General features: G+C 65.6%; 18 protein-coding genes and 1 pseudogene. 5 read left to right on the top strand and 14 right to left on the bottom strand.

Annotated features, from left to right (window positions below; all coding sequences use genetic code 11):
- Positions 1-48: 48 nt before the first annotated feature.
- Both CAG00_RS25520 and CAG00_RS25515 read right to left on the bottom strand, forming a co-directional pair.
- Complete coding sequence (locus tag CAG00_RS25520; protein WP_085665633.1) at positions 49-2,466, bottom strand: glucose/quinate/shikimate family membrane-bound PQQ-dependent dehydrogenase; 2,418 nt, start codon at positions 2,464-2,466, stop codon at positions 49-51.
- A 206-nt stretch (positions 2,467-2,672) separates the two neighbouring features.
- Positions 2,673-3,023 carry a cupin gene (locus CAG00_RS25515; protein ID WP_085617017.1) on the bottom strand — a complete coding sequence of 117 codons (351 nt, stop codon included), beginning with the start codon at positions 3,021-3,023 and terminating at the stop codon, positions 2,673-2,675.
- Positions 3,024-3,140: 117 nt separating this feature from the next.
- Between CAG00_RS25515 and CAG00_RS25510 the strand changes: the two genes are divergently transcribed.
- On the top strand, positions 3,141-4,046 hold the full coding sequence (locus tag CAG00_RS25510) for a LysR family transcriptional regulator (protein WP_085665632.1): 906 nt from the start codon (positions 3,141-3,143) through the stop codon (positions 4,044-4,046).
- A gap of 105 nt (positions 4,047-4,151) precedes the next feature.
- On the top strand, positions 4,152-5,351 hold the full coding sequence (locus CAG00_RS25505) for an MFS transporter (RefSeq protein ID WP_085665631.1): 1,200 nt from the start codon (positions 4,152-4,154) through the stop codon (positions 5,349-5,351).
- 162 nt (positions 5,352-5,513) lie between these two features.
- Here the strand turns inward: CAG00_RS25505 and CAG00_RS25500 are convergent, their stop codons facing one another.
- Positions 5,514-6,125, bottom strand: coding sequence for a LysE family translocator (locus tag CAG00_RS25500; RefSeq protein WP_075045011.1), 612 nt, complete (start codon positions 6,123-6,125; stop codon positions 5,514-5,516).
- Positions 6,126-6,231: 106 nt separating this feature from the next.
- Here CAG00_RS25500 and CAG00_RS25495 point away from each other — a divergent pair, with 106 nt between their 5' ends.
- Positions 6,232-7,203 (top strand): GlxA family transcriptional regulator, encoded by a 972-nt coding sequence (locus CAG00_RS25495; RefSeq protein ID WP_085665630.1) that lies wholly within the window; start codon positions 6,232-6,234, stop codon positions 7,201-7,203.
- Positions 7,204-7,349: 146 nt separating this feature from the next.
- On the opposite strand, the gene CAG00_RS25490 is transcribed toward CAG00_RS25495, so the two are convergent.
- The 6 genes from CAG00_RS25490 to CAG00_RS25465 form a co-directional block, all read right to left on the bottom strand.
- Complete coding sequence (locus tag CAG00_RS25490; RefSeq protein ID WP_085665629.1) at positions 7,350-8,201, bottom strand: CAP domain-containing protein; 852 nt, start codon at positions 8,199-8,201, stop codon at positions 7,350-7,352.
- A 220-nt stretch (positions 8,202-8,421) separates the two neighbouring features.
- Positions 8,422-9,033 (bottom strand): cell wall hydrolase, encoded by a 612-nt coding sequence (locus tag CAG00_RS25485; RefSeq protein ID WP_075045013.1) that lies wholly within the window; start codon positions 9,031-9,033, stop codon positions 8,422-8,424.
- A 35-nt stretch (positions 9,034-9,068) separates the two neighbouring features.
- On the bottom strand, positions 9,069-9,986 hold the full coding sequence (locus CAG00_RS25480; protein WP_085665628.1) for an AEC family transporter: 918 nt from the start codon (positions 9,984-9,986) through the stop codon (positions 9,069-9,071).
- A gap of 251 nt (positions 9,987-10,237) precedes the next feature.
- Complete coding sequence (locus CAG00_RS25475) at positions 10,238-11,101, bottom strand: LysR family transcriptional regulator (RefSeq protein ID WP_025338865.1); 864 nt, start codon at positions 11,099-11,101, stop codon at positions 10,238-10,240.
- 157 nt (positions 11,102-11,258) lie between these two features.
- A complete protein-coding gene (locus CAG00_RS25470) occupies positions 11,259-12,107 on the bottom strand; it encodes a proline/glycine betaine ABC transporter permease (RefSeq protein WP_013972953.1) in 849 nt (282 codons plus the stop codon).
- Positions 12,104-13,120: an ABC transporter substrate-binding protein gene (locus CAG00_RS25465; RefSeq protein WP_085665627.1), complete on the bottom strand. Its 1,017-nt coding sequence runs from the start codon at positions 13,118-13,120 to the stop codon at positions 12,104-12,106. The genes CAG00_RS25470 and CAG00_RS25465 overlap by 4 nt, the downstream gene beginning before the upstream one ends.
- 164 nt (positions 13,121-13,284) lie before the next feature.
- Between CAG00_RS25465 and CAG00_RS25460 the strand changes: the two genes are divergently transcribed.
- Positions 13,285-15,180, top strand: coding sequence for a S8 family peptidase (locus tag CAG00_RS25460; RefSeq protein ID WP_085665626.1), 1,896 nt, complete (start codon positions 13,285-13,287; stop codon positions 15,178-15,180).
- Positions 15,181-15,212: 32 nt separating this feature from the next.
- Here CAG00_RS25460 and CAG00_RS29370 read toward each other — a convergent pair whose 3' ends face one another.
- Both CAG00_RS29370 and CAG00_RS29365 read right to left on the bottom strand, forming a co-directional pair.
- Positions 15,213-15,968: a methyl-accepting chemotaxis protein gene (locus CAG00_RS29370; RefSeq protein WP_370290277.1), complete on the bottom strand. Its 756-nt coding sequence runs from the start codon at positions 15,966-15,968 to the stop codon at positions 15,213-15,215.
- 102 nt (positions 15,969-16,070) lie between these two features.
- Positions 16,071-17,036: pseudogene (locus tag CAG00_RS29365) on the bottom strand (HAMP domain-containing protein); the annotation flags it as partial.
- Between the two features lie 518 nt (positions 17,037-17,554).
- Here CAG00_RS29365 and CAG00_RS25450 point away from each other — a divergent pair.
- Complete coding sequence (locus CAG00_RS25450; protein WP_085616997.1) at positions 17,555-18,874, top strand: Na+/H+ antiporter family protein; 1,320 nt, start codon at positions 17,555-17,557, stop codon at positions 18,872-18,874.
- Positions 18,875-18,887: 13 nt separating this feature from the next.
- On the opposite strand, the gene CAG00_RS25445 is transcribed toward CAG00_RS25450, so the two are convergent.
- From CAG00_RS25445 to CAG00_RS25435, 3 genes are all read right to left on the bottom strand, one after another.
- Positions 18,888-19,895, bottom strand: coding sequence for a FecR family protein (locus CAG00_RS25445; RefSeq protein WP_075045017.1), 1,008 nt, complete (start codon positions 19,893-19,895; stop codon positions 18,888-18,890).
- A gap of 269 nt (positions 19,896-20,164) precedes the next feature.
- Positions 20,165-21,934, bottom strand: coding sequence for an acyl-CoA dehydrogenase C-terminal domain-containing protein (locus CAG00_RS25440; RefSeq protein ID WP_085591477.1), 1,770 nt, complete (start codon positions 21,932-21,934; stop codon positions 20,165-20,167).
- A gap of 135 nt (positions 21,935-22,069) precedes the next feature.
- A complete protein-coding gene (locus CAG00_RS25435) occupies positions 22,070-23,692 on the bottom strand; it encodes an acyl-CoA synthetase (RefSeq protein WP_085665625.1) in 1,623 nt (540 codons plus the stop codon).
- Between the last annotated feature and the right edge of the window lie 14 nt (positions 23,693-23,706).

Genomic DNA, 23,706 nt, shown 5'->3' with positions numbered 1-23,706 from the left:
GCACGATCCTGTGGGAGCTGGCTTGCCGGCGATGAAGGCGACGCGGTCTTACGGCAGAGCGTAAGAAATCACGTAGTCGCCACGGTCAGTCGACTGGCGCGCGCCGCCAGCCGTGATCACCACGTACTGCTTGCCGGTCTTCGGCGAGACGTAGGTCATCGGGCCGCCCTGGCTGCCCACTGGCAGGCGAGCCTTCCAGATTTCGTTGCCGTTGCTGCTGTCGTAGGCGCGCAGGTAGAAGTCCTGGGTGCCGGCGATGAACACCAGGCCACCCTGGGTCGACAGGGTGCCGCCCAGGGTCGGCAGGCCGATCTTGATCGGCAGGTGCATGCGGATGCCCAGCGGGCCGGTGTCCTCGACGGTACCCACCGGTACCTGCCACGCCACCTGGCGGGTCTTCATGTCGATGGCGGTCAGGGTGCCGAATGGTGGCGCCTGGCACGGAATGCCGGCCACCGACAGGAAGCGGTTCTTGTTCACCGCATACGGGGTGCCCTTGAGCGGTACTGCGCCCATGCCGGTGTTAAGCGCTTCGCCACCGGAAGCGGCGCCGCCCTTGTTCTGCGACGGGATCATCTGGATCCACAGGCCCAGGCGCATGTCGTTGACGAAGATGAAACCATGTACCGGGTCGGTGGAAATGCTGCCCCAGTTCATGCCACCCAGCGAACCCGGGAAGCTCAGCGACAGGTCGGTGCCCGGCGCGGTGTACAGGCCGTCGTAGCGCATTTTCTTGAAGTCGATGCGGCACAGCAGCTGGTCGTACGGGGTTGCGCCCCACATGTCCGATTCGGTCAGGGTCTGCGCGCCGATCTGTGGCATGCCCACCGACTTCGGCTGGGTTGGCGAGTACGGCTCGTTGGGGATGTTGCTTGGCTTGACCGGTACTTCGTCGACCTGGGTCAGCGGCTTGCCGGTGGCGCGGTCGAGCACGTAGATCTGCCCGGCCTTGGTGCCGATTACCACTGCAGGTACCGACTGGCCGTCGTCCTTGGTGAAATCGATCAGGCTTGGCTGCATCGGCAGGTCGAAGTCCCACAGGTCGTTGTGCACGGTCTGGAACACCCACTTCTGGTTGCCGGTGGTGGCGTCCAGGGCCAGTACCGAAGCGCCATAGGTGTGGTCCAGCTTGCTGCGTTCGACACCGTAGATGTCGGTGGACGACGAGCCCATCGGCAGGAACACGGTATTCATCGCCGGGTCGTAGGACATCGGGGCCCAGCTGTTGGGGGTGCTGCGCACATAGGTGCTGTCGCCCTGCGGCGCCTGGCGATCTTCCGGGTTGCCGGGGTCGAAGGCCCAGCGCATTTCACCCGTGATCACGTCGAAACCACGGATCACGCCACCAGGCATGTCGGTCTGGACGTTGTCGGCGACGCGGCCGCCGACCACCACGGTGGTACCGGCCATCAGTGGGGCCGAGGACAGCTGGTAGTAGGAGTCCGGCACATCGCCCAGGCCGGCCTTGAGGTCGACCTGGCCGTTGTTGCCGAAGCCCTGGCAGAACTCGCCGGTGTCGGCGTCGACGGCAATCAGGCGGCCATCGATGGTGTTGGTCAGCAGGCGACGCTGGCAGTTGGCACCGGCCGGTACGCTGGCCGCGGTGATTGGCGAGCTGTTCGGCTGGGTCGGCTGGGCGATGGCGGCAGTGGCGTCGAAGTAGGCCATGCCACGGCAACGCTGCCAGACCTTGGACTGGGCGTTGATCGCGTTCTTCCAAAGCTCTTTGCCGGTGTCGGCATCGAGGGCGATCAGGTTGTTGTGCGGGGTGCAGATGAACACCTTGTTGCCGACCTGCAGCGGGGTCAGCTGGTCTTCGGCACCGTTGCCGTCGCTGAGCGCCACGTCACCGGTGTGGTAGGTCCAGGCCACTTTCAGCTTGTTGACGTTGTCGCGGTTGATCTGGTCCAGCGCGGCGAAGCGGCTGCCACCTTCGGTGTTGCCGTAGTGGGCCCAGTCCTTCTGCGCCTTGTCGGCCTCGACCGGGGTCATGCCCGGGCCTTTGCCGGTGGGGGCGACGCTTGGGTGGGCGACGAACATGTTGCCGGCGGCGATCACCAGCAGCACGGCCATCACCCCGGCAACGCCATAGGCACCGCGGCCGGCGCTGGTGCCATTGGCACGGGCCAGCAGCGGGTAGACCAGCGCCACCACCATGCCGATTGCGCCGAACATGAACAGGCGCGAGAACAGCGGCCAGAACACCAGGCCAGCGTCGATCAGCGCCCAGATGGCAGTGCCGACCAGGAACGCCGCGTACAGCCAGGCGCCAGCCGGTTTGCGGCGAGCGATGAGGACGCCGGCGATGGCCATGGCCAGGCCGCCGACCAGGAAGTACCAGGAACCGCCCAGGCCGGCCAGCTTGACGCCGCCCGCAGCCAGGAGGAGGCCGAGCAGGGCGATGATCACGCCCAGGCCGATCAGGATGAGGTTTGTGGCGCCAGAGGCGCGCGGTGTTTCTTTCATGCCAGGGATCTCAGCAGGTGGAATGCGCGCAGTGTAATCTCTTAGCTTGCTAATTAACAAGTTGGTACATAATTTTGTGGGGCGGATTGTCGCAGGGCTGAACTCTGCAAGGTGTGGCTAAAAGTCTAGATCATGCGCTTAAAATTGCAGTAAACAGGGTGTTCATGTCGGCTGGGTAGCCCACGTTCGATTTTCGATTAGCGGATTCACGCCGGCCACGGGGTGCCGCTGCTGTAGAACACCGCGAGCCAGATGGTGGCAATGCCGGGGGCGGTCCATTCCACGCGGTGGCGGTAATGCGGCGGGATATCCAGGCAATCGCCCGGCGCCAGCAGGCGGGTGTGGTTCTCGTGCTCGAAGCGCAGGCCGGCGGCGCCACTGAGCAGCACGATCCATTCGCCTTCGGCCTGGTCGTACCAGAAACCGGGTGGGCTGGCCTGGCCGCTGGAGACGATACGTTCCACGCGCACGCCCGGGCGGCTGAGCAGTTGGTCGACCCATTCGGCGCTGGTTGGGTCGCAAGGGGGCAGGGCGGTCAGCAGGTTGGTCGGGATCATGGAAAACCTCGTCTGGAAGGGGGTGGTTCCACTATGGACGCAATTGCCATGCGCCGCGCTTCTTGACCGGCCCGGCTGTTTGTAAGAACTTTCCGGGATTTGGAAGACGGGCAACAAATGGACAAACTCCTGGCGATGAAGATGTTCGTGGCCACCGTCGATGCCCAGGGCTTTTCTGCCGCTGCACGCCGGCTCGGGCTGGCGACATCGTCGGTGACGCGCCTGGTCGATGCCCTGGAAGCGGCGTTGGGCACCACCTTGCTCAATCGCTCCACCCGCCAGGTCAGCCTGACCGAGGCCGGCGCCCGTTATTACGAGCGCGCGCGGGGTATTTTCGAGGCCCTGGACGAGGCCGATGCCAGTGTCGCCGATCGGGGCGAGGAGCCTGTCGGTGTGCTGCGCCTGTGCTTGCCTGTGGAGTTCGGCAGGCGGGTCATCGCCCCGCACCTGGGGCCGTTTTTGGCGCAACATCCGGCTCTGGAGCTGGACATCGACCTCAGCGACCGCCTGGATGACCTGCTTGACGGGCGCTACGACCTGTCGATCCGCCTGGGCGACCCCTCGCCCAATGACGAGCTGGTATGCCGCCAGCTGGGTCGCTTCCAGCGTTGGCTGGTGGCCAGCCCGGGCTACCTGGCCGGGCATGACGCGCTGGAGCATCCGCGGCAGCTGCTCGAGCACGCCTGCCTGCGCTTTCGCTACGGGCAGAAAGGCCGCCCCTGGCGCCTGGCCCGTGGGCAGGACAGTCTGGAACTGGATGTGAGCGGGCCGTTGCGCAGTGCCAATGCCGACATGCTGCGCGAAACCGCACTGGCGGGGAGCGGTATCGCACTGTTGGCCGATTGGCTGGTGCACGAGGATGTGGCGGCCGGGCGCCTGCAACGCCTGTTCCCCGATTGGCAGGCCAGCCCCGGCGCGGCCAATGACAGCATCAACGCCCTGTACCTGCCCAACCATCGTGGTTCGCGGCGGGTGAATGCCTTCATCGACTTTTGCGAGAATTTGCTGCAGCGCAGCACCTAGTGTTGCGCAGTGCGCAAAGCCCTGTTGCGCCAGCGCTGGATTCTCGCCAGGAGTGCGTCTGGGTAAGGTGGCCGGCATATTCCAGCCATTGTCGAGGACACTCGCATGAATCCCTCCCTTGCCGCCGCGCAGCCTGCAGTCACCGGCCTCAGCCGGGCCCTGGTCGCCCTGCTGGCGTTCTGCTGCGGCGCGATCGTCGCCAATATCTACTATGCCCAACCCATCGTCGGCCTGATCGCCCCGGACCTGGGGCTGTCCCCCGAGCATGCCAGCCTGATCGTTTCGCTCACGCAATTGGGCTATGCCTTGGGCCTGCTGTTGCTGGTACCGCTGGCCGACCTGTTGGAAAACCGCCGCTTGATGGTGGCCACCGCCGTGCTGGCCTGCGTCAGCCTGCTGCTGGCGGGCACCAGCAGCAGCGGCCAGGGCCAGCTGTTCCTCGGCTATGCACTGCTGATCGGTTTCAGTTCCGTGGCGGTGCAGATGCTCATCCCGCTGGCGGCGCACCTCGCGCCGGAGCAGCAGCGCGGGCGGGTGGTCGGCAACATCATGGGCGGCCTGCTGCTGGGTATCCTGCTGGCGCGGCCGTTGTCCAGCCTGGTGGCCGACTACTTCGGCTGGCGTGCGGTGTTCATTGGCGCTGCCGGGGTAATGCTGGCGATCATCCTGCTGCTGGCCCTGACCTTGCCGCGGCGGGTGCCCGAGCACAAGGCCAGCTATGCCGGGCTGATGCTGTCGCTGCTCACGCTGCTGCGCCGTTATCCCTTGCTGCGCCAGCGCTCGCTGTACCAGGCGTTGATGTTCGCGGCGTTCAGCCTTTACTGGACGGCGGTGCCGATGGCCCTGGCAACCGAGCATGGTCTGTCGCAGAGCCAGATCGCGGTATTCGCCCTGGTGGGCGCGGTGGGCGCCGTTGCCGCACCCATGGCCGGCCGCCTGGCCGATGCCGGGCATGCCCGGGCCGGTTCACTGTTGGCGTTGTTGCTGGCGCCGGCGGCACTGTTGCTGGGGCTGACGGTGCCGGGCTACAGCGTGATCGGCCTGGGCCTGACCGGCGTGCTGCTGGATTTTGCGGTGCAGATGAACATGGTCATCGGCCAGCGTGAAGTGTACGCGCTGGACCCGGCCAGCCGCGGGCGGCTGAACGCGGTGTACATGACCAGCATCTTCCTGGGTGGGGCGCTGGGTTCGGCGGTGGCCAGTGCGGTGTTCAGCCAGTTTGGCTGGCAGGGTGTGGCGCTGGTGGGGGCGGGGTTGCCGGGTGTGGCCTTGCTCATCTTCCTGGCCAAAGCACGCCGGGGTTGAATGCTAGCGCGGTCACCTGTGGGAGCGGCCTTGTGTCGCGAAAGGGCCGCAAAGCGGCCCCGGCAATTCTGAAGTGATGCGTAGATCGTGGGGGCGCTTCGCACCCCTTTCGCGACGCAAGGCCGCTCCCACAAAAAGACCTGCACACGCCTGTATCAGACGTTACCGCCCAAGCGGCAACGCCACACCAATCAAGGCAAACAGGCTGCCGCAGCAGCGGTTGAAGCCCTTGCCGCCCTTGGCCAGCCATGGCCGGATACGAAACGCCAGGCGTGCCAACAGGTATTCGACCAGGAACTCGACGCTGGCAAAGGTTGCCGCCATCACCACGAACTGCAGCAGCAACCCACGCTGCGGGTCGATGAACTGTGGCAGGAAAGCACCGTAGAACAGCAGCACCTTGGGGTTGGCCATGGCCGACAGCAGGCCTTGGCGGAACAGGCCGGCATTGCCCAGCCGCGCGCTTTGCGCGGTCAGTTCCAGGTGCAGGCCCGGGCTGCGCCACAGCTGGATACCCAGCCAGATCAGATAGGCGCCACCCACCCACTTGAGCACGCTCAGCACCGAGGCCGAGGCCTGCAGCAATGCGCTGAGGCCAAACATGGCCAGGGCGATCAGGGCGCTGAAGCCAAACACCCCGCCGACGATGGTGAACAACGTCCGGCGTGCGCCATACAGGGCGCCGTGGGTCAGGGCCAGCAGGCTGTTGGGGCCCGGGGTCAGCGACAGGCCGATGCTGGCCAGCAGGTAGATGAGCCAGGTGTCGAGTGCCATGGTGGGGAATGCCTTGTTGATGGGGAGGGCGTCAGTCTATGGCGCCGACCTTGGCCGGAAAGGGTATGATCCGGACATTGAATGGTCGTTTCTGGACGCGATGCCAATGCTGCCCGATATCCGCTTGCTGATCTTGCCGTTACCGGATTTTGCCCTGTTGCCGTTCGGCGCCTTTCTAGACAAGTTGCGTTTCAGCGCCGACGACGAGGACTACAGCCAGCAGCGCTACTGCAGCTGGACCGTGGCAGGGCTGACCCTCGACCCGGTGCCGTCGAGCAGCGGCGCGGTGGTACAGGTCAAGGCCGTCGCTGGCCAGCTCGAGCTGGCCAGTTTCGACTACCTGGTGGTGTTCGGCGGGCGCAACGCCATGGCCACTGCCGCGCTGGCGCCTCGCTACCGGGCCTTGCTCAGGCAGGCCGGCAAGGCTGGCGTCAAGCTGGTGGGGGTCGACAACGGTGCTTTCCTGTTGGCCGCCTGCGGGTTGCTGCAGGGGCACAAGGTAGTGGTGCACTGGCGCCACGAAGCCGAATTTCGTGCGGCCTTCCCGCATTTGCAGGTGCTGAGTGAGCAGCTGTATTGCATCGACGGTAGCCGCATCACCTGCGCCGGCGGTACCGCGGCCATCGACCTGGCCGTCGCGCTGTTGTCACGCGCCTGCGGGCGGGCCCGGGCGCTCAAGGGCCTGGCCGACATGCTGGTGGATGAAACCCGCGATAGCCGCCATGCCTTGCGCTCGCTGGAGCTGGGGGCGGGGCAGGGGCGGCAGGTGCAGCGTGCGCAGGCGTTGATGCGTCATCACCTGGGGACGCCGTTGACGGTGGAGCAGCTGGCGGCGGAGCTGGGCATCAGCCGGCGCCAGCTGGACCGGCAGTTTCACGCCAGCCACGGCATGAGCGCCAAGGCCTGGTGGCTGGAGATGCGCCTGCAACAGGCGCGCTGGCGCTTGCTCAATTCCAGCCACAGCCTGGCGCAGATTGCCGATGAAGTGGGCCTGGGCGATGCCAGTCACCTGGGCAAGTGCGTGCGGCGACGGTTTGGTTGCACGGCCCTTGAACTGCGCTGTCACGTAGAGAACTGAATTCACAAGCGGTCCACGTACCCTGTGGGAGCGGGTTTACCCGCGAAGAAGCCACCGCGGTGCATGGCACCGGCTCCGCCGGTGTTCGCGGCTAAAGCCGCTCCCACAGGGTCCCTGCTATTTCAATGAGTCCTGTGGGAGCCGGCCTATTGCGGCGTCCCGAACAACCCTGTCCAGTAAATCCCCGCGTCACTCTTCGGGTCCACTGCATACGCAGCGCCCAGCTCGCGGAAGTCCGGGTTCATCAGCGTCGCGCAATGCCCCGGGCTATCCAGCCAGCCATCGACCACCTTGCGCGCGGTGTCGCGCCCGGCGGCGATGTTTTCGCCGATCTGCTGGTACAGGTAGCCGGCCAGCTCTGCCCGGTCACCGGGGGTGCGGCCATCCTTGTCGATGTGGTCGAAGAAGTTCTGGTTGGCCATGGCCCGGGTGTGGTTGGCGGCAACCCCGGCCAGCACCGTGCTCCAGCTCAGCGCGGGGGCGGCGGCGAAGGGCTGGCCACCGCATTGGCGCGGCACCTTGCGCGCGGCGTTGATCTCCTGCAGCACCTTCTGCCCCTCGGCCTGCCAGTCGCCCAGGCGGCCACTGAGCAGCGGCCGGGCCAGCACGATGCGCCAGTCGCGGCCTTCCTGGCTGACGCCAATATCGACGAACTGCGGGTCGAGCACCACCTGGCAGAAGCTCTCTTCGATGGCATGCATGGCAGAGCGCGCATCACGCGGCCCCGACAGGCTGATGGCCTGCACGTTGACCATCGGGTAGGCGGCGCGGGTCATGGCCTGCTGCAGGTCGCGGGTACCCTCTGGCGACAGCGCCAGACGGGTATCGCTGTTGAGCGGCGGCAGCTCCAACGACGCTTCGCCACCGCAGGGCTGGGCCTTGCTGCGGTAGACATTGATCGAATCGATCAGTTGCGCCTCTTCGCCGGTGGCAGCCAGTGCCCCGGCCGAAACGACCAGGCCCAGCGACAAGGCGGCAACGGATGACAGGACGCGCATGTGGATCTCCCTATGACTGGCAGCGTCGTGGTTTGCGCTGCTCATCCTACACAAGCCCGGGGCTTTTGGCCCGGGATCGTGCAAAGCAATGAAAACGCCGGCATTCGTTGCTGGCGGCAAAAGAGGGAGTAGACCACTGATCATCGGAAAAGTGCGAACAGTTGGTAATCATTCTTATCGAAGCGCAGCGGTCAGCCCGTTTGCCGGCACCCGGCGGGTATCAGCGCGCCACCGCCTGGTTCGGTTTGTAGAACAGAAAATGCCGGGTCTGCGCCGTCCGGCGGTAGGCTTTGGCCCAGTCCGGGCGCACATTGCGGTCATGGAAGTACAAGGCACCCCCGGTGCGGTCTTTCAACTGCTGGTTGAGCGCCTTGCGCGCGATTTCCTTGGCAATGCCGTAGCGTTGCGCTTCTTCGACCTGGTCCGGGCGCCCGTCGCACCACCAGGAGAACTGGCAGGCCTTGCTTTCCACACCCTGCTTGACCACGCCGCAGATGGTATCCGGGAAGCCATCGTGGCCCAGGCGGTTGAGCACGACGTTGGCCACGGCGGCCATGTCTTCGGCGTCCGCACCCTTGGCCTCCCAGTAGATGGTGCGGGCCAGGCAGGTGATGCTGTCATCCAGTGGCGCCTGGCCGGCCGGGTCCACTGCCTGTGCTTCGCCCGGCGTGAGGGTTTCGGCCTTTTTCGGGGGTGGTGTGTCATTCACCACTTTTTCCTCGAGCACCTCGGCCTTGTCCTCTGCGACGGCAGCCTTGGCCGGGTCGGCCGCGTGCAAGGGGCCTGCGAGCAGGGCCGAAACCAGGCCGATCACCATCCACGAAAGGCGCATGATGCAAGCTCCCGAACTGTAGGCTGGTTCACAGTCTAGCCAAGCGCGAGCATCAGCACCAAAGGCAGGGTGCCGGCGGCCAACACGGTCTGCAGGGCGATGATGGTGGCCATCAACGGTGCGTTACCGCCCATTTGCCGGGCCATTACATAGGAAGATGACGCAGTCGGCAGTGCCTGGAACAGCACCGCCACCACCGCTGCCTGGCCACCCAGGCCAAGCAGGCGGCACAAGCCCCAGGTGGTCAGCGGCATGACCAGGAACTTGAATGCCGACGCCGCCATCAGCGGGCGCACCTGCTGGCCCAGGCGGGCACCACCCAGGGCTGCGCCGACGCACAGCAGGCCCAGCGGCAGGGCGGCCTGGCCCAGGGCCTTGACCGTGGGTTCGATACCCGCTGGCAGGCCCAGCCCGCTGGCGCGCAGCAGCAACCCGCCGGCGCAACCGACGATCAAGGGGTTGGCGAAGATGGCCCGCAGCACTGTGGCCGGTGAGCTATGGCGGGCGCTGAAGCGGGCGAACACCAGCACGCAAAGCAGGTTGACCAGTGGCACGATGGCGGCGTTGGCCACCGCCGCCAGGGCGATGCCGGCGCTGCCGTAGATACCCGCTGCAAGGGTGGCGCCGATGTAGTTGTTGAAGCGGATGCCGCCTTGGAACACCGAGGTGAAGTCGGCACCGTCGTGGTTCATTGCGCCCTGGTACAGCACCAGCAGCACGGCCCCGGCCAGGGTCGAGAGCATCAGCACGCCGACCATGCCCAGCACCGGCACGCCATCGAGGTTGGCGGTGGCAAGGCCATGGAGAAACAGCGACGGCAACAGTACGTAATAGCTCAGGCGCTCGGCGCCGGGCCAGAAGTTATCGGCGAGGAAGCCGCGCAGGCGCAGGAAAGTGCCCAGGGCAATCAGCAGGATGATCGGCAGCAGGGTAGTCAGCAGCAGGTGGAGCATGATCGACGTTCCGTGGTCGGGTACGGGGCACAGACTACTGGTGCGGATCGATCTGTAAAAACGTTGTTTTCTGCACTGACCATTGAGGAAAAATGCATGTTTGAGGTCGACACTGGCTCTTGTAGGAGCGGCCTTGTGTCGCGAAAGGGATGCGAAGCGCCCCCAGGATATCGGCATCGCCACAAAATTGCCGGGGCCGCTTTGCGGCCCTTTCGCGACACAAGGCCGCTCCTACAAGGCCCTGCGAACCTTCACGCCTCCAGCGCAGTCTTCAGCACCGCACTCAAATGCCGCCGCTGGCTCTTCTCATGCTCCAGCAACACCACCCGCCGGGTCAGCTGCGGGTCGCCAAACGGCAGGCAGGTGGCCGGTGGCAAGCGTTGCAGGTCGTCATCGGCCATGGGGATGATTGCCACGCCCAGGCCCATCACCGCCATGCGCGCCAGCGCTTCCTGGCTGTCCAGCTCCATCTGCTCGCTCACCTGCAGATGCTGTCGGCGCAGCTCCTGCTCGATCTGCCGCCCGGCCCAGGCACGCTTGTCGAAGCGCAGGAACGGCTGGCTGGCCAGCAACTGCGGCACGCTTAGCCCGGCCAGGTCGGGGCTGGCGATGGCCCAGAAGCGGTCTTCGAACAACGGCGTGAAGTCCAGGTTTTGCGGGTAGGGGCTGACCGGCTCGGTGGTGATCGCCGCATCGAGTTCGCCGTCTTCCACCCGCCGTGCCAGTTCCGCCGACATGCCGGAGGCCACGCTGACATGCAGCTGCGGATGGTGCGCCTTGATCCACACCAGCGCCTTGGGCAGGCGCCGCGCCAGCACCGTGTGGATCGCCCCCAGGCGCAGGCGGCCGCGCAGGCTCGGGCCGCTGGCCAGGGCGTCGGCCAGTTCGTCATAGCTAGCCAGGATGGTCTCGGCGCGGGCCACCGCCAACTGGCCGGCTTCGGTCAGCGACACCTGCCTGCGGCTGCGGTCGAACAAGGTCACCTGCAGTTCGTCTTCGAGGGTCTTGATGTGCAGGCTCACCGCCGAAGGGGTGAGGCTGAGCAGGTCGGCGGCACGCGCGAAGGTGCCGTGGCGGGCGATGGTCACCAGGGTGCGCAAGGCTTTGAGGGACATGCGGGTGAGGTCCGGTTTCAAGCTGACAGAGCTGCATTGTCAGGCCCGGCCCTATCGCCGGCAAGCCAGCTCCCACAGGTACTCCACCGGCGGTGGCCATTGCGGCACCCTGTGGGAGCTGGCTTGCCGGCGACAGGGCCGGGGCAGGCAGCACTGCTCAACGCCCACCACGCCCATAAGCCTGGCTGATCCGGTCGATCACCATGGCCAGGGCGACGATCGCCAGCCCGGCCTCGACGCCTTGGCCGACATTCAGGGTCTGGATCCCCGACAGCACATCCTCGCCCAGCCCGCGGGCGCCAATCATCGAAGCCACCACCACCATCGACAGGGCCATCATCACCGACTGGTTGAGCCCGGCCATGATGCTCGGCAGCGCCAGCGGCAGGGCGATGCGCCGCAACCGCTGCCAGCGGCTGGCCCCCAGGCCATGGGCGGCTTGCAGCAGCGAAGGGTCGATCTGGCTCAGGCCCAGTTCGGTCAGCCGCACCAGCGGTGGCAGGGCATAGATCAGCGTGGCGAACACGGCGGGCACCTTGCCCAGGCCGAACAGCATCAGCACCGGGATCAGGTAAACGAAGGCCGGCAAGGTCTGCATCACATCCAGTACCGGCAACAGCAACCGCTTCGCCAGCGGCCGGGCAGCCAGCAGGATGCCCAGCGGCACGCCCACCAGCACGCAGAGGCCGGTACTGACCAGCACCAACGCCATGGTCTGCAGCAGTTTGTCCCACAACCCGAGCATGCCGATCAGGGCCAGCAGCGCCACCAGTACCGCGCTGCGCAGCACGCTGCGGCTGGCATGCCAGGCAAGCAGGCCGATCAGCAACAGCAGCAGCCACCACGGCAGCAGGCGCAGCAGGGTTTCCAGGCCGACCAGCAGTTGCAGCAACTGGTCCGAGACGCTGCGCAGGTGATCGCCGTAATGCAGCACCAGCCAGTCGACCAGGCGGTTGACGCTGTCGGCAAAGGAGAATTGCAGGGCTTCGGGGAAGCCGCCGCTCACAGGCTGCCCTCGACCTTGGTGGCAATGTCCGCAGGCAACCAGGCTTTCCACACCTCGCGGTTATCGCGCAGGAAGGTGAGGGCAGCGTCGCGGGCCGGCGTGCGCTTTTCGCTCATGTCGGCCAGTGCCTTGTTCAGTCGGTCGATGGGCAGGTCGACCCGCTCGAACACGCTCACCAGCTCCGGGTAGCCCTCGCGAAAGGCCTTGGATACGCCAATCGACAACTTGGCCGGCAGCGAGCTGCTGCCCTTGGGCTTGGGGTTGCCGGCATCGGTGAGGGTGGCCCAGGCCTGGGCATCGAACGGCGGCTCCTGCAGGCGTATGAGCTTGTAACGCCCCATCAAAGGGGTCGGGTTCCAGTAGTAGAACAGCACCGGCTGGCCACGGCGGATGGCTGAGCCGATTTCGGCATCCATTGCAGCCCCGGAGCCACTGCGGAAGTTGGTATAGAGATCATTCAGCCCGTAGGCCTTGAGTTTCTGGCTGTTGACGGTTTCGGATGTCCAGCCGCTGGGGCTATTCAGAAAACGCCCTTTGCCGGGTGACTCGGGGTCGCGGAACACCTGCGGGTAACGCTTGAGGTCCTCGACGCTGCGCAATTCCGGCGCCACGGGTTTCAGCTTGCGTGCCGCATCGCCCTCGATCACGTAGGCCGGCACCCACCAGCCTTCTTCGGCGTTCTTGACCGTGTCGCCCAGTGCGAACACCTGGCCGGCCTTTTCTGCCTTGACCCAGGCAGGGCTGCGCCCGGCCCATTCCTCGGCGATTACCTGCAGGTCATTGCGCGCCAGGGCCACTTCCATGCTGACGGTGCTGCCTGGCAGGGTGTCGGTGGTGTAGCCGTAGCCACGCTCCACGATCAGCCGCAGGATCTCGGTGGTGAGGGCGCCGCTTTCCCAGCCGATGGCGCCAAAGCGGATGGGCTCGCTGCGCTCTGCCGAGGCGGCGCTGTCGGTGCTGGCCAGGCCGACGGCGAGCAGCAGGCCGGCCAGCAACGTTGGAATTCTCTTCATCAGGGCCCTCGTCGGTTGCCGTGGGGTAGCTGCGGGCAAGTGTAGACGACCCCTCCCGCTCGGTGCCGACGGCGGCAGGGAACGGGCTCCTGATGCCAGCGGGGGCGGCGGTTTGCAAAGGTGCCCAGCGCCGTTTGGCAAGCACATTTTGCGAGGTATTCCTGATGACACTGGACTTGAATTTCGTCTATTACCGCAACTTCCGTTTTGATGGAAAGCTGCACGTTCGTTGCAGTGGCGCAGACCTGCACAAGGTCAGCCGCATTCGCTACGAACTGGAGCGGGCTGGCCCCGATGGCCCGGTGTCGTTCAGAGGGATTTCGGCCTATTCCCGGGCCCACACCGGCAAACTGAGTGACCACGGTTGCCCAGCCACACTGCTCGCCGAGGAGGAAGCAGGGGTCTATACCATCCGACCAAGGGTGGTACTGCAGGACGAGCATGCGCGGGCGATGAACCTGCCTGTCGGAGGGGCCGGTGTCATCCACATGCCGCCGCTGGTACTCGACATCAAGGCCGAGGAGATCAACCGCAGCGTCCTCGACAAGGTCCCGTTGCCTTCTGCTGGCGGGCGTCGCAAGCGGGCGCTGGCGGGCGCGGAGGTGGCCGAACACGCGCTGCCCCTATTGGCACCAGGCACTTCGTACCCGACCCTGGTCATCGAGTTCAGTGCCGGGGGTTACGAGCACTTCCTTCGAGACCTGGAGCCTGCTTCCGGCTCTGCCCTGTCGCGTTACTGGCCGAACCTGAAGTCGGTGATCGCGCCCAGGCCGGTCCTGGATAAACATGATCTGGACGATAACCGGCTTCATGCGTTACGCCAGTACTATTACCTCGACCAGCCTGCCAGCATGCTCAATGACACCTATCTGGCATTGCTCAAGTCGATGGCCGCGCTGGATTACGTAACATCCATGCAGATGGCGCCGGCCCCTTCGGAACCACACCCCGCCGCATTCGTGCTGGCGGGGCTGTTGGCAACCCTGCTGACAGGTACTGCAGTGGTGGCAGGCAACAGGGCTTATGAAAATGCTCAACCCACGCCCGACTTCGAGCCACGCCAGAACTACCTCGACGAACCCGGCCCCCGCTGGAAGGGCCTGAATGTGCGCAAGGCCTGGGCCAACAAGGTGACGGGCAAGGGCGCGCGGATTCACTTCAGCGACGGTGGTTTGCATGCTGGACATGAAGACCTGCGTGGCAACACGGCCTTGAGCGTCGTGTCGCTCGAGCCAAACGATGATCCGCGTCATGGCACTGCTTCAGTGGGTATCATTCTGGCAAGGCGCAACGGGGTCGGCGCTACAGGGATCAGCCATGACAGCGAGCTATACCTGTACAACAACCGCGCGACAGACGCCCAGGGCGGTTTCCAGGCGCTCACGGAGTTGCTGCGCAATGTAGAACCCGGGGACATCGTCGGCATCAATCGCCAGACTGCAAATATCGAGGTGTCTAGCACGATGCTGCCGTCCTTGCACTACAAGGCTTGGTGGACAGTCATGCAGCAGTTGAGCCAGCGTGGTGCAGTGGTGGTCAATGCCGCGGCCAATGGCAGCAGCAAAACCCTTGCAGAACGACAAACCCACGAAGGGCAGGGCGTAGACCTGACCAATTGGCGCTACTTCGATGACCATGGCGATTCAGGTGCCATCCTGGTGGGCGCCAGTCACTCGTATGACGGCAAGCCCCACGCCTACTCCAACCACCATTACCGTTACCGCATGCTCAATGCCTGGGGCGACAGCGTCGTCACGCTTTCCTATGGGGATTTGCAGGACCTGTCTGGTGAGGACAGGGACTACACAGACCGCTACGCTGGCACCTCCAGCGCTACGCCGATGGTGTGCGGCACACTGAGCCTGATCCAGTCCTACGCAATGGAGCAGCACCACGTCTATCTCAATGGCAACCAGATGCATCAGCTGGTCATGGCGTCCGGGTATCACGACGCCACATTACCCGGTACCGATGTGCTGCCGATGGGCGCCAGGCCCAATGTGCATGGCGCGCTGGTGCTGCTGGACCGCATCCTCGGCGGTGGCAGGTTCGCGGCCTGAGCCAGGGCCGGCAGCTGCCGGCCCTGATCCATTCACACGCGGAACTGGTCCATCAGCGCCTGTTGCTGGTTGGCCAGGCTGTTCAGCGACTGGCTTACGCGCGCCGACTCGTTGGCCTGCCCCGACAGCGATTCGGTGACATCACGGATGGTTGCCACGTTGCTGTTGATTTCCTCGGCCACTGCGCTCTGCTCCTCGGCGGCCGAGGCGATCTGCAGGTTCATGTCGGTGATCACCGTCACTGCCTGGCCGATGCGCTGCAGCGCGGTGACGGCCTGGCCAACCTGCTGCACACCGCCCTGGGCCTGGCGGTGGCTGTTGTCCATGGCCCCGACCACTTCGCGGGTGCCGTTCTGCAAAGCCTCGATCACCTGGCGAGTTTCCTCCACCGATTCCTGGGTACGCTGGGCCAGGTTGCGCACCTCGTCCGCGACCACGGCAAAGCCACGGCCGGCTTCACCGGCACGGGCCGCCTCGATGGCGGCATTGAGCGCCAGCAGGTTGGTCTGCTCGGCGATCGAGCGGATCACTTCCAGCACCGAACCGATCTTCTCGCTGTTCTGCGCCAGGCCCTCCACCTCGGCCATGGCGTTGCTCATGTCGGCGGCCAGGGCATCGATGCTGTGGGTGGTGCGGTCGATCACCGCCAGGCCTTCGCGGGTGGCCTGGTCGGCGTCGCGGGCGGCCTGCGCGGCCTGGGCGGCGCTGCGGGCGACGTCCTGGGCAGTGGCACTCATCTCGTGCGAGGCAGTGGCCACCTGGTCGACCTGGCGGTACTGCTGCTCCATGCCGGCGCTGGTCTGGGTGGCAATTGCCGAAGACTGGTCGGCGGTGCCACGGGCGGCCTGCACCGAGCGTTTGACCTCGGCGATGGTCGGCTGCAGCTTGTCGAGGAAGCGGTTGAACCACCCGGCCAGTTCGCCCAGTTCGTCCTGCTTCTGGTAGGTCAGGCGGCGGGTCAGGTCACCTTCGCCGCTGGCGATGTCCTTGAGCATGCTTGCCACGCCGAGGATCGGCCGGGTAACGCCGCGGGCCATCAGCCACACCATCAGCAGGCCGGCAATCGCCGCCGCCAGGCCCAGACCAAGCTCCAGCAGGGTGCCGCTGGTGTTCAGCGCGTCCAGTTCCTGTTTCAGCGCTTCGGCCGGCCCGGTCAGGGCGTTTTCCGGCACATCCAGCAGCACGCCCCAAGGCTGGGCATCCGGAATCGGCCGGAACGCGGCCAGTACTTTCAGGCGCTGCTGGTCGTGCACGATGGTCATCTTGCCGTCAGCCAGCTTGCGCACCAGTTCGGCACCTTTGGCGGTATCGACCTGGTCGAAGCGCTGGGCCAGCTTGCTGGCGTCGGCGCTGTAGCCGGCCAGCAGGCCGACCGGGCTGAGGATGCCGACCGTGGTGCGGCCTTCGTACAGGCTGCGGCTGGCCTCCTGGCTCAGGGCCTGCAGGCTGTTGAGGTTGATGTCGATGGACAGGGTGGCGATCACCTTGCCGTCGACTGCCAGCGGGAAGACGATGCTGGTCATCAGCACCTGCTGGCCATCGATGTCGTAGAAGTAGGGCTCCACCACGCACACCTTGCCGGATGTGCGCGGGCACACCCACCAGGTATTGGCTGGCTGGCCGCTGGGGCCGATCTCGGTGTTGGCCATGTCATGCTCGGGCAGGGCCATGGCCGTCAGCTGGCCGACACGCGGCTGCGACCAGTACAGGGCGAAGCGCCCGGTTTCGTTGCTGCCCAGTTCCGCCTTGCCGGCGAACAGGCTGTCCTTGTTGTCCAGGGCGTTGGGCTCGAACACCAGCGACAGGCCGAGCAGCTCAGGGTTGGCCTGCAGGGCGGCGCGCACCTGGCGGGTCATGTCCTCGCGCAGGTCGAAGGCATCGAGAAAGCGCTTTTCCGCCTGCTCGCGCAGGAACAGCACCTGGCGGGCGAAACCGGCGCCGTACTGGTAGGCGTCCATGAACTGGCGGCGGATGTTCAGCGCCTGCACCTCGCCCTGCGACTCGATGCGCGACTGCGCCGACTCGGTCAGCATCTGCATGCTGCTGGCCTTGACCAGGTCCGAGCTGTGGTCCATGCGGTACAGCGACAGGCCGACGAGCAGGGTGACGATGCCGGCCAGGCAGAGACCGGCGAGCAGGGTGATCTTCCACTGGATGGAAAGTTGTCGCAAAGGCATGGGGGTGGGTCCCTTGTAATAAGAGTGTGGCTGACGAATGTGTCGGCTGGCGCGGGCTTTTCTTTATTCAAACGTTCAATTTAATCCGCAGGCCGCGCGAGGCGTTGGTAATCCGCCGCAACATGGCGCTTTTGACATCTGCTGCCCACTGCTTCAGAGTGCGCGCTTTTTTTCTGTCGCAATGAGGTAAGCCAACCATGAATGCAGTGATCGCCGCGGTCGGCATCATGCTGATACTCAGCCTGTCCCGCGTGCACGTGGTCATCGCCCTGATCATCGGGGCCCTGGCCGGTGGGCTGGTGGGCGGTCTGGGTATCGAGGGTACGCTCAAGGCCTTCAATGGCGGCCTCGGCGGCGGGGCCACGGTGGCCCTGTCCTATGCACTGCTGGGCGCCTTTGCCGTGGCCATCGCCAAGTCCGGCCTGGCCCATGCCCTGGCCGACCGCGCCCTGGCCATGATCGACCGCCAGGGCCATGCCAATGGCGGCAAGGTCAAATGGTTGCTGGTCGGCCTGATGCTGGTGGTGGCCGTGTCGTCGCAGAACATCCTGCCTATCCACATCGCCTTCATCCCCTTGCTGGTGCCGCCGCTGCTGTACGTGCTGACCCGCCTGCGCATCGACCGCCGGCTCATCGCCTGCGTGATCACCTTCGGCCTGATCACCCCGTACATGTTCCTGCCAGTGGGCTTTGGCAACATCTTCCTCAACGAAATCCTGCTGGCCAACGTTGCCCGCGCGGGTGTCGACGTGAGTGGCGTGAATGTCACCCACGCCATGGCCATTCCGGCAGCCGGCATGCTGGCAGGCCTGTTGCTGGCGGTATTCATCAGTTACCGCAAGAAGCGTGACTACGACCTGGCGCGCATCGAGCAGGTAGAGCAGGTGAGCGTGCAGTACAACCCGCTGACCCTGCTGGTGGCCGGGCTGGCGATTGCCTCGGCGTTCATCGTCCAGTTGTGGCTGGACTCGATGATCATCGGCGCCATGGTCGGCTTCCTGATCTTCTCGCTGTCGGGCATCGTGCGCTGGAAGGACACCGACGACCTGTTCACCGAAGGCATGAAGATGATGGCCATGATCGGCTTCATCATGATTGCCGCCTCGGGCTTTGCCGACGTGATGAAGGCCACCGGTGAGGTGAAGAGCCTGGTGGAAACCTCGGCGCAGTGGATCGACCACAGCAAGGGCATCGGTGCCTTGCTGATGCTGCTGGTGGGCCTGCTGGTGACCATGGGCATCGGCTCGTCGTTCTCCACCGTGCCGATCCTGGCCGCGATCTTCGTGCCGCTGTGCGTGCAGTTGGGCTTCGACCCGCTGGCCACCGTGTGCATCGTTGGTACCGCCGGTGCCTTGGGCGACGCCGGCTCGCCTGCCTCGGACTCGACCCTGGGCCCGACCTCGGGCTTGAACGTGGATGGCCAGCACCACCATATCTGGGACACCGTGGTGCCCACCTTCATCCACTACAACCTGCCACTGCTGGCGTTCGGCTGGTTGGCGGCGATGACACTGTAAGACGGGGAGGGCGTCAGCCCTTGTCGGGCGGCGGCGAGATGCGGTTGAGCACGGTGCTGCCGTCCTTGCTGCGGGTCAGGTAGACCGGCAGCACCTTGGGCAGGTTGTTGACCAGGCGCCCCACCTCACGGGTGTTGTAGATGCCACTGATGCGGATGCGGCCGGTGCTGGCGTCGGCCAGCAACAGCGGTGCGTCGAGGTAGCGGTTGATAATCGGCAGGGCCTGTTCCAGGCTCAGGTTGTCGAGCACCAGCTTGCCGTCGCGCCAGGCCAGGCTGTTGCCGTAGTCGTCGCTCTGCTCCAGTTGCGGCTCGAAGTCGCCCTTGTGATAGCTGGCCTGCATCCCCGGGCCCAGGCGGTAGCCACCGGCGCTGCCGTCGCTGGATACCAGTACCGAACCCTCCACCAGGGTGACCTTGACCTGCTCCTGGTACTTCCACACGTTGAACTGGGTGCCGGTGACGCGGGTCTGGCCGCGACCGGCATGCACGATGAACGGGTGGCTGCTGTCGTGCTGCACCTTGAAGAACGCCTCGCCACGCTTGAGCGTGACCTGGCGTTGGTCCTTGTAGTTGAGGTAGGTGAGCTCGGTGTTGAGGTTGAGCTGCACCGTGCTGCCGTCGCTCAGCTGCACGGTCTGCATGTGCGCGCCGGCTTCGAAGTGCTGATAGTGGTTGGGCAGCCAGCCTTGCTCCCAGCCCACCCAGCCGGCCAGCGGCAGCACCGCCAGGGCGATCGCGGCAGCGGATGCCAGCGGCCGCCAGTTGCGCGGGCGCGCGGCCTGTTGCACGGGCGGGTTGAAGTCGATGACAGTGGCATTGCGCGGCAGCAGGTCGGCGGTTTGCCAGATTTCCAGCATCGCCTGGTATTCCTCGGCATGCCGCGGGTCGGCCGCCAGCCAGCGGGCGAACGCCTCGCGCTCGCCCGCCGTGCAATCTTCGGCGTGCAGGCGCATGCACCAGTGCGCGGCGGCGTCGGTGATGGCATCGTCTGGGCTGGGATTGAGGCGGTCGTGGTTCATTGCGGCTCCGGGTTTTGCGCATTCTACCCTTGCTGGAGGGCTCCCGAGAACCGAGGTAATGGCGAATGACTATCAGTTGTGCCGGTTTTCGTCGGATTGGTGGCGGTTTTCCAGCGTTTGAGAACCCTTCGCGCAGGTAAAACAATGGCTGAAATCGTTGGGGCTGCCTTGCAGCCCATCGCGACACAAGGCCGCTCCTACATGGAATCGCGTTCCCCTGTAGGAGCGGCCTTGTGTCGCGATGGGGCGCAAAGCGCCCCCACGGCCTCTCAGAACTGCGCCGCCTCCAAACCATACAGGCTGCCACTACCCGCCCGGATACTGGCCTCCAACCCCAACCCCCGCGGCAAGACCCGCTGGAAGAAGAACTCTGCACACGCAAGTTTGGCCCCATGAAACGCGGCATCCTCGTCACGCCTGGCCAATGCCACCGCCGCCATCCGCGCCCACATGTAGGCATACGCAGTCAGCCCGAACAGCTGCAAATATTCCACCGCCACCGCGCTGACCAGGTTGGCATCCTCGCCGGCCCGCGCCCGCAGCCAGGCGCTGGTGGCCTCCAGCCGCGCCAGGCTCGCTTGCAGGGCTTCACGGTGCAGCGGCGCATCCACGCTGAAGGCCCGCACCTCGGCGGCAAAGCTGGCCAGCGCCTGGCCACCGTCGGCCAGCACCTTGCGCCCGAGCAGGTCGAGGGCCTGGATGCCGTTGGTGCCTTCATAGATCTGCGCGATGCGCACGTCGCGCACCCGCTGCTCCTGGCCCCATTCGCGGATATAGCCATGGCCGCCATACACCTGCTGGCCGAGCACGCAGCTTTCCAGGCCGTTGTCGGTGAAGAACGCCTTGGCCACCGGTGTCAGCAGCGCCACCAGGCGCTGCGCATGCTCGCGCTCGCCGGCGTCTTCGGCGTAGCGCGCCAGGTCCAGCTGCTGACCGACGTAGGCGGCAAACGCCCGCCCACCTTCGGTGAGGGTGCGCATGGTCAGCAGCATGCGCCGCACATCGCCGTGGTGGATGATCGGGTCGGCAGCCTTGTCCTGTGCCTGCGGGCCGCTGGCGGCGCGGCTTTGCAGGCGCTCGTTGGCGTAGCGGGCGGCGCTCTGGTAGGACGCCTCGGCACAGCCGATGCCCTGGATGCCGATGGACAGGCGCTCGTAGTTCATCATGGTGAACATCGCCGCCAGGCCCTTGTTCGGTTCGCCCACCAGGTAGCCGACGGCACCATCGAAGTTCATCACGCAGGTGGCCGAGGCCTTGATGCCCATCTTGTGTTCGATCGAGCCGCAATGGGCGGCGTTGCGCGCGCCCAGGCGGCCATCGGCCTCGACCAGGTACTTGGGCACCAGGAACAGCGAGATGCCCTTGGCGCCGGTGGGTGCATCCGGCAGCTTGGCCAGCACCAGGTGGACGATATTCTCCGTCAGGTCCTGTTCACCGCCGGTGATGAAGATCTTGCTGCCGCTGATGCGATAGCTGCCGTCGGCCTGGGGCTCGGCGCGGCTGCGGATCAGCCCCAGGTCGGTGCCGGCATGGGGTTCGGTGAGGCACATGGTGCCGGCCCAGCGGCCTTCGTACAGGGGCGGCAGGTAGGTGGCCTTGAGCGTTTCGCTGGCGTGGGCATCGATCGCCAGGCAACTGCCGGCGCTCAACGCCGAATACAGGCTGAAGCTGCAATCGGCGGCGTAGAGCATTTCTTCGAACAGCACACCGAGCATTTTCGGCATGCCCATGCCGCCATGTTCGGGGTTGCCGCCCAGGCCGACCCAACCGCCTTCGCGGTAGGTGTGCCAGGCCTCGCGGAAGCCGTCAGGGGTGGTGACTTCGCCTGCGGCAAAGCGCACGCCTTGCTCGTCACCGTTGCGGCTGAGCGGGGCAATCAGCTGGCCGGTGACTTTGGCTGCTTCCTCGAGGATGGCATCGGCGGTATCGGCGTCGATGCGCTCGGCCAGGGCAGGCAGGCGGGCCCACAGGGCCGGGGCGTTGAACACATCATGCAGGACGAAGCGCATGTCGCGCAGGGGGGCTGTGTAGGTGGTCATCGGTAGCTCTTGAAAAGTGGGAAATCTGGGCTGGCCTCTTCGCGGGTAAACCCGCTCCCACAGGGATCGCGCCAAACCTGAGCACATTGCTGTACCTGTGGGAGCGGGTTTACCCGCGAAGAGGCCACCACTGGATCAGAGGGCTTTGGCCCGGTCGCGCAGCACGTACTTCTGGATCTTGCCGGTGGAGGTCTTGGGCAGTTCGCCGAACACCACGGTCTTCGGCACCTTGAACCCGGCCAGGTGCTCGCGGCACCAGCTGGTGATGTCGGCTTCGCGGGTGTCTTCGCGGCCCGGCTTGAGGGCAACGAAGGCGCACGGGGTTTCCCCCCATTTTTCATCCGGGCGCGCCACCACCGCGGCTTCCAGCACCGCCGGGTGCTTGTACAGGGCGTCCTCGACCTCGATGGTGGAGATGTTCTCGCCACCGGAAATGATGATGTCCTTGAGCCGGTCCTTGATCTCGACATAGCCGTCGGCGTGCCACACGGCCAGGTCACCGGTGTGGAACCAGCCGCCACGGAAGGCTTCGACGGTGGCCTCGGGGTTCTTCAGGTAGCCCTTCATCACCGTGTTGCCACGCATGAAGATCTCGCCCAGGGTGTCGCCGTCGCGCGGCACCGGCTCGAGGGTTTGCGGGTCGGCGACCATCAGGCCGTCGAGGGTCGGGTAGCGCACGCCCTGGCGGGACTTGATCCGTGCGCGCTCTTCCAGCGACAGTTCATCCCATTCGTCATGCCAGGCACACACGGTCACCGGGCCGTAGACTTCGGTCAGGCCGTAGGTGTGGGTGACCTGTATGCCCATCTCTTCCACGGCGCCGATGACCTTGGCAGGTGGCGCGGCGCCGGCGACCATGGCCTGTACCGGGTGCTCGATGGCCGCCTTGGCCGCCTCGGGCATGTTTACCAGGGCGTTGAGCACGATCGGCGCGCCGCACAGGTGGCTGACCCGGTGCTCGCGGATCAGGGTCAGGATCTTCTGCGGGTCGACCCGGCGCAGGAACACATGGGTGCCGGCCAGCGCGGTGATGGTCCATGGGTAGCACCAGCCGTTGCAGTGGAACATCGGCAGGGTCCACAGGTACACCGGGCGATGGCCCATGCCCCAGACCATCTGGTTGCCCAGGGCGTTCAGGTAAGCGCCACGGTGGTGGTAGACCACGCCCTTGGGGTTGCCGGTGGTGCCGGAGGTGTAGTTGAGCGAGATCGCCTGCCACTCGTCATCGGGCCATTCCCAGGCAAAGTCCGGGTCGCCTTCGGCGAGGAACGCCTCATAATCCAGTTCGCTGACCGCACGGCCTTCGCCGTACTCCGGGTCATCCACATCTACCACCAATGGCGGGTGCTCGAGCAAGGCCAGGGCCGCCTCGATGACGCTGTGGAACTCGCGGTCGGTGATCAGCACCTTGGCCTCGCCATGCTGCAGCATGAAGGCGATGGCCTCGGCGTCCAGGCGTACGTTCAGGGTATTGAGCACGGCGCCGGTCATGGGCACGCCAAAATGGGCTTCGAGCATGGCCGGAATATTGGGCAACATCACCGCCACGGTGTCGCCACGGCCGATACCCCGGCCCATCAGGGCGCTGGCCAGGCGTCGGCAGCGTTGGTAGGTCTGCTGCCAGTTGCGGCGGATGGCACCGTGGATCACCGCCGGGTAGTTGCCGTATACGGCAGCGGTGCGTTCGATGAAACTCAGCGGGGTGAGGGCGACATGGTTGACGGCAGCGGGCATCAGGCCCTGGGCATAGATCGACATGCGGTAATCCTGTA

The organism is Pseudomonas sp. B5(2017) (assembly GCF_002112825.1).
GTDB lineage: Bacteria > Pseudomonadota > Gammaproteobacteria > Pseudomonadales > Pseudomonadaceae > Aquipseudomonas > Aquipseudomonas putida_Z.
This window is presented reverse-complemented; position numbering and strand designations above follow the sequence as displayed.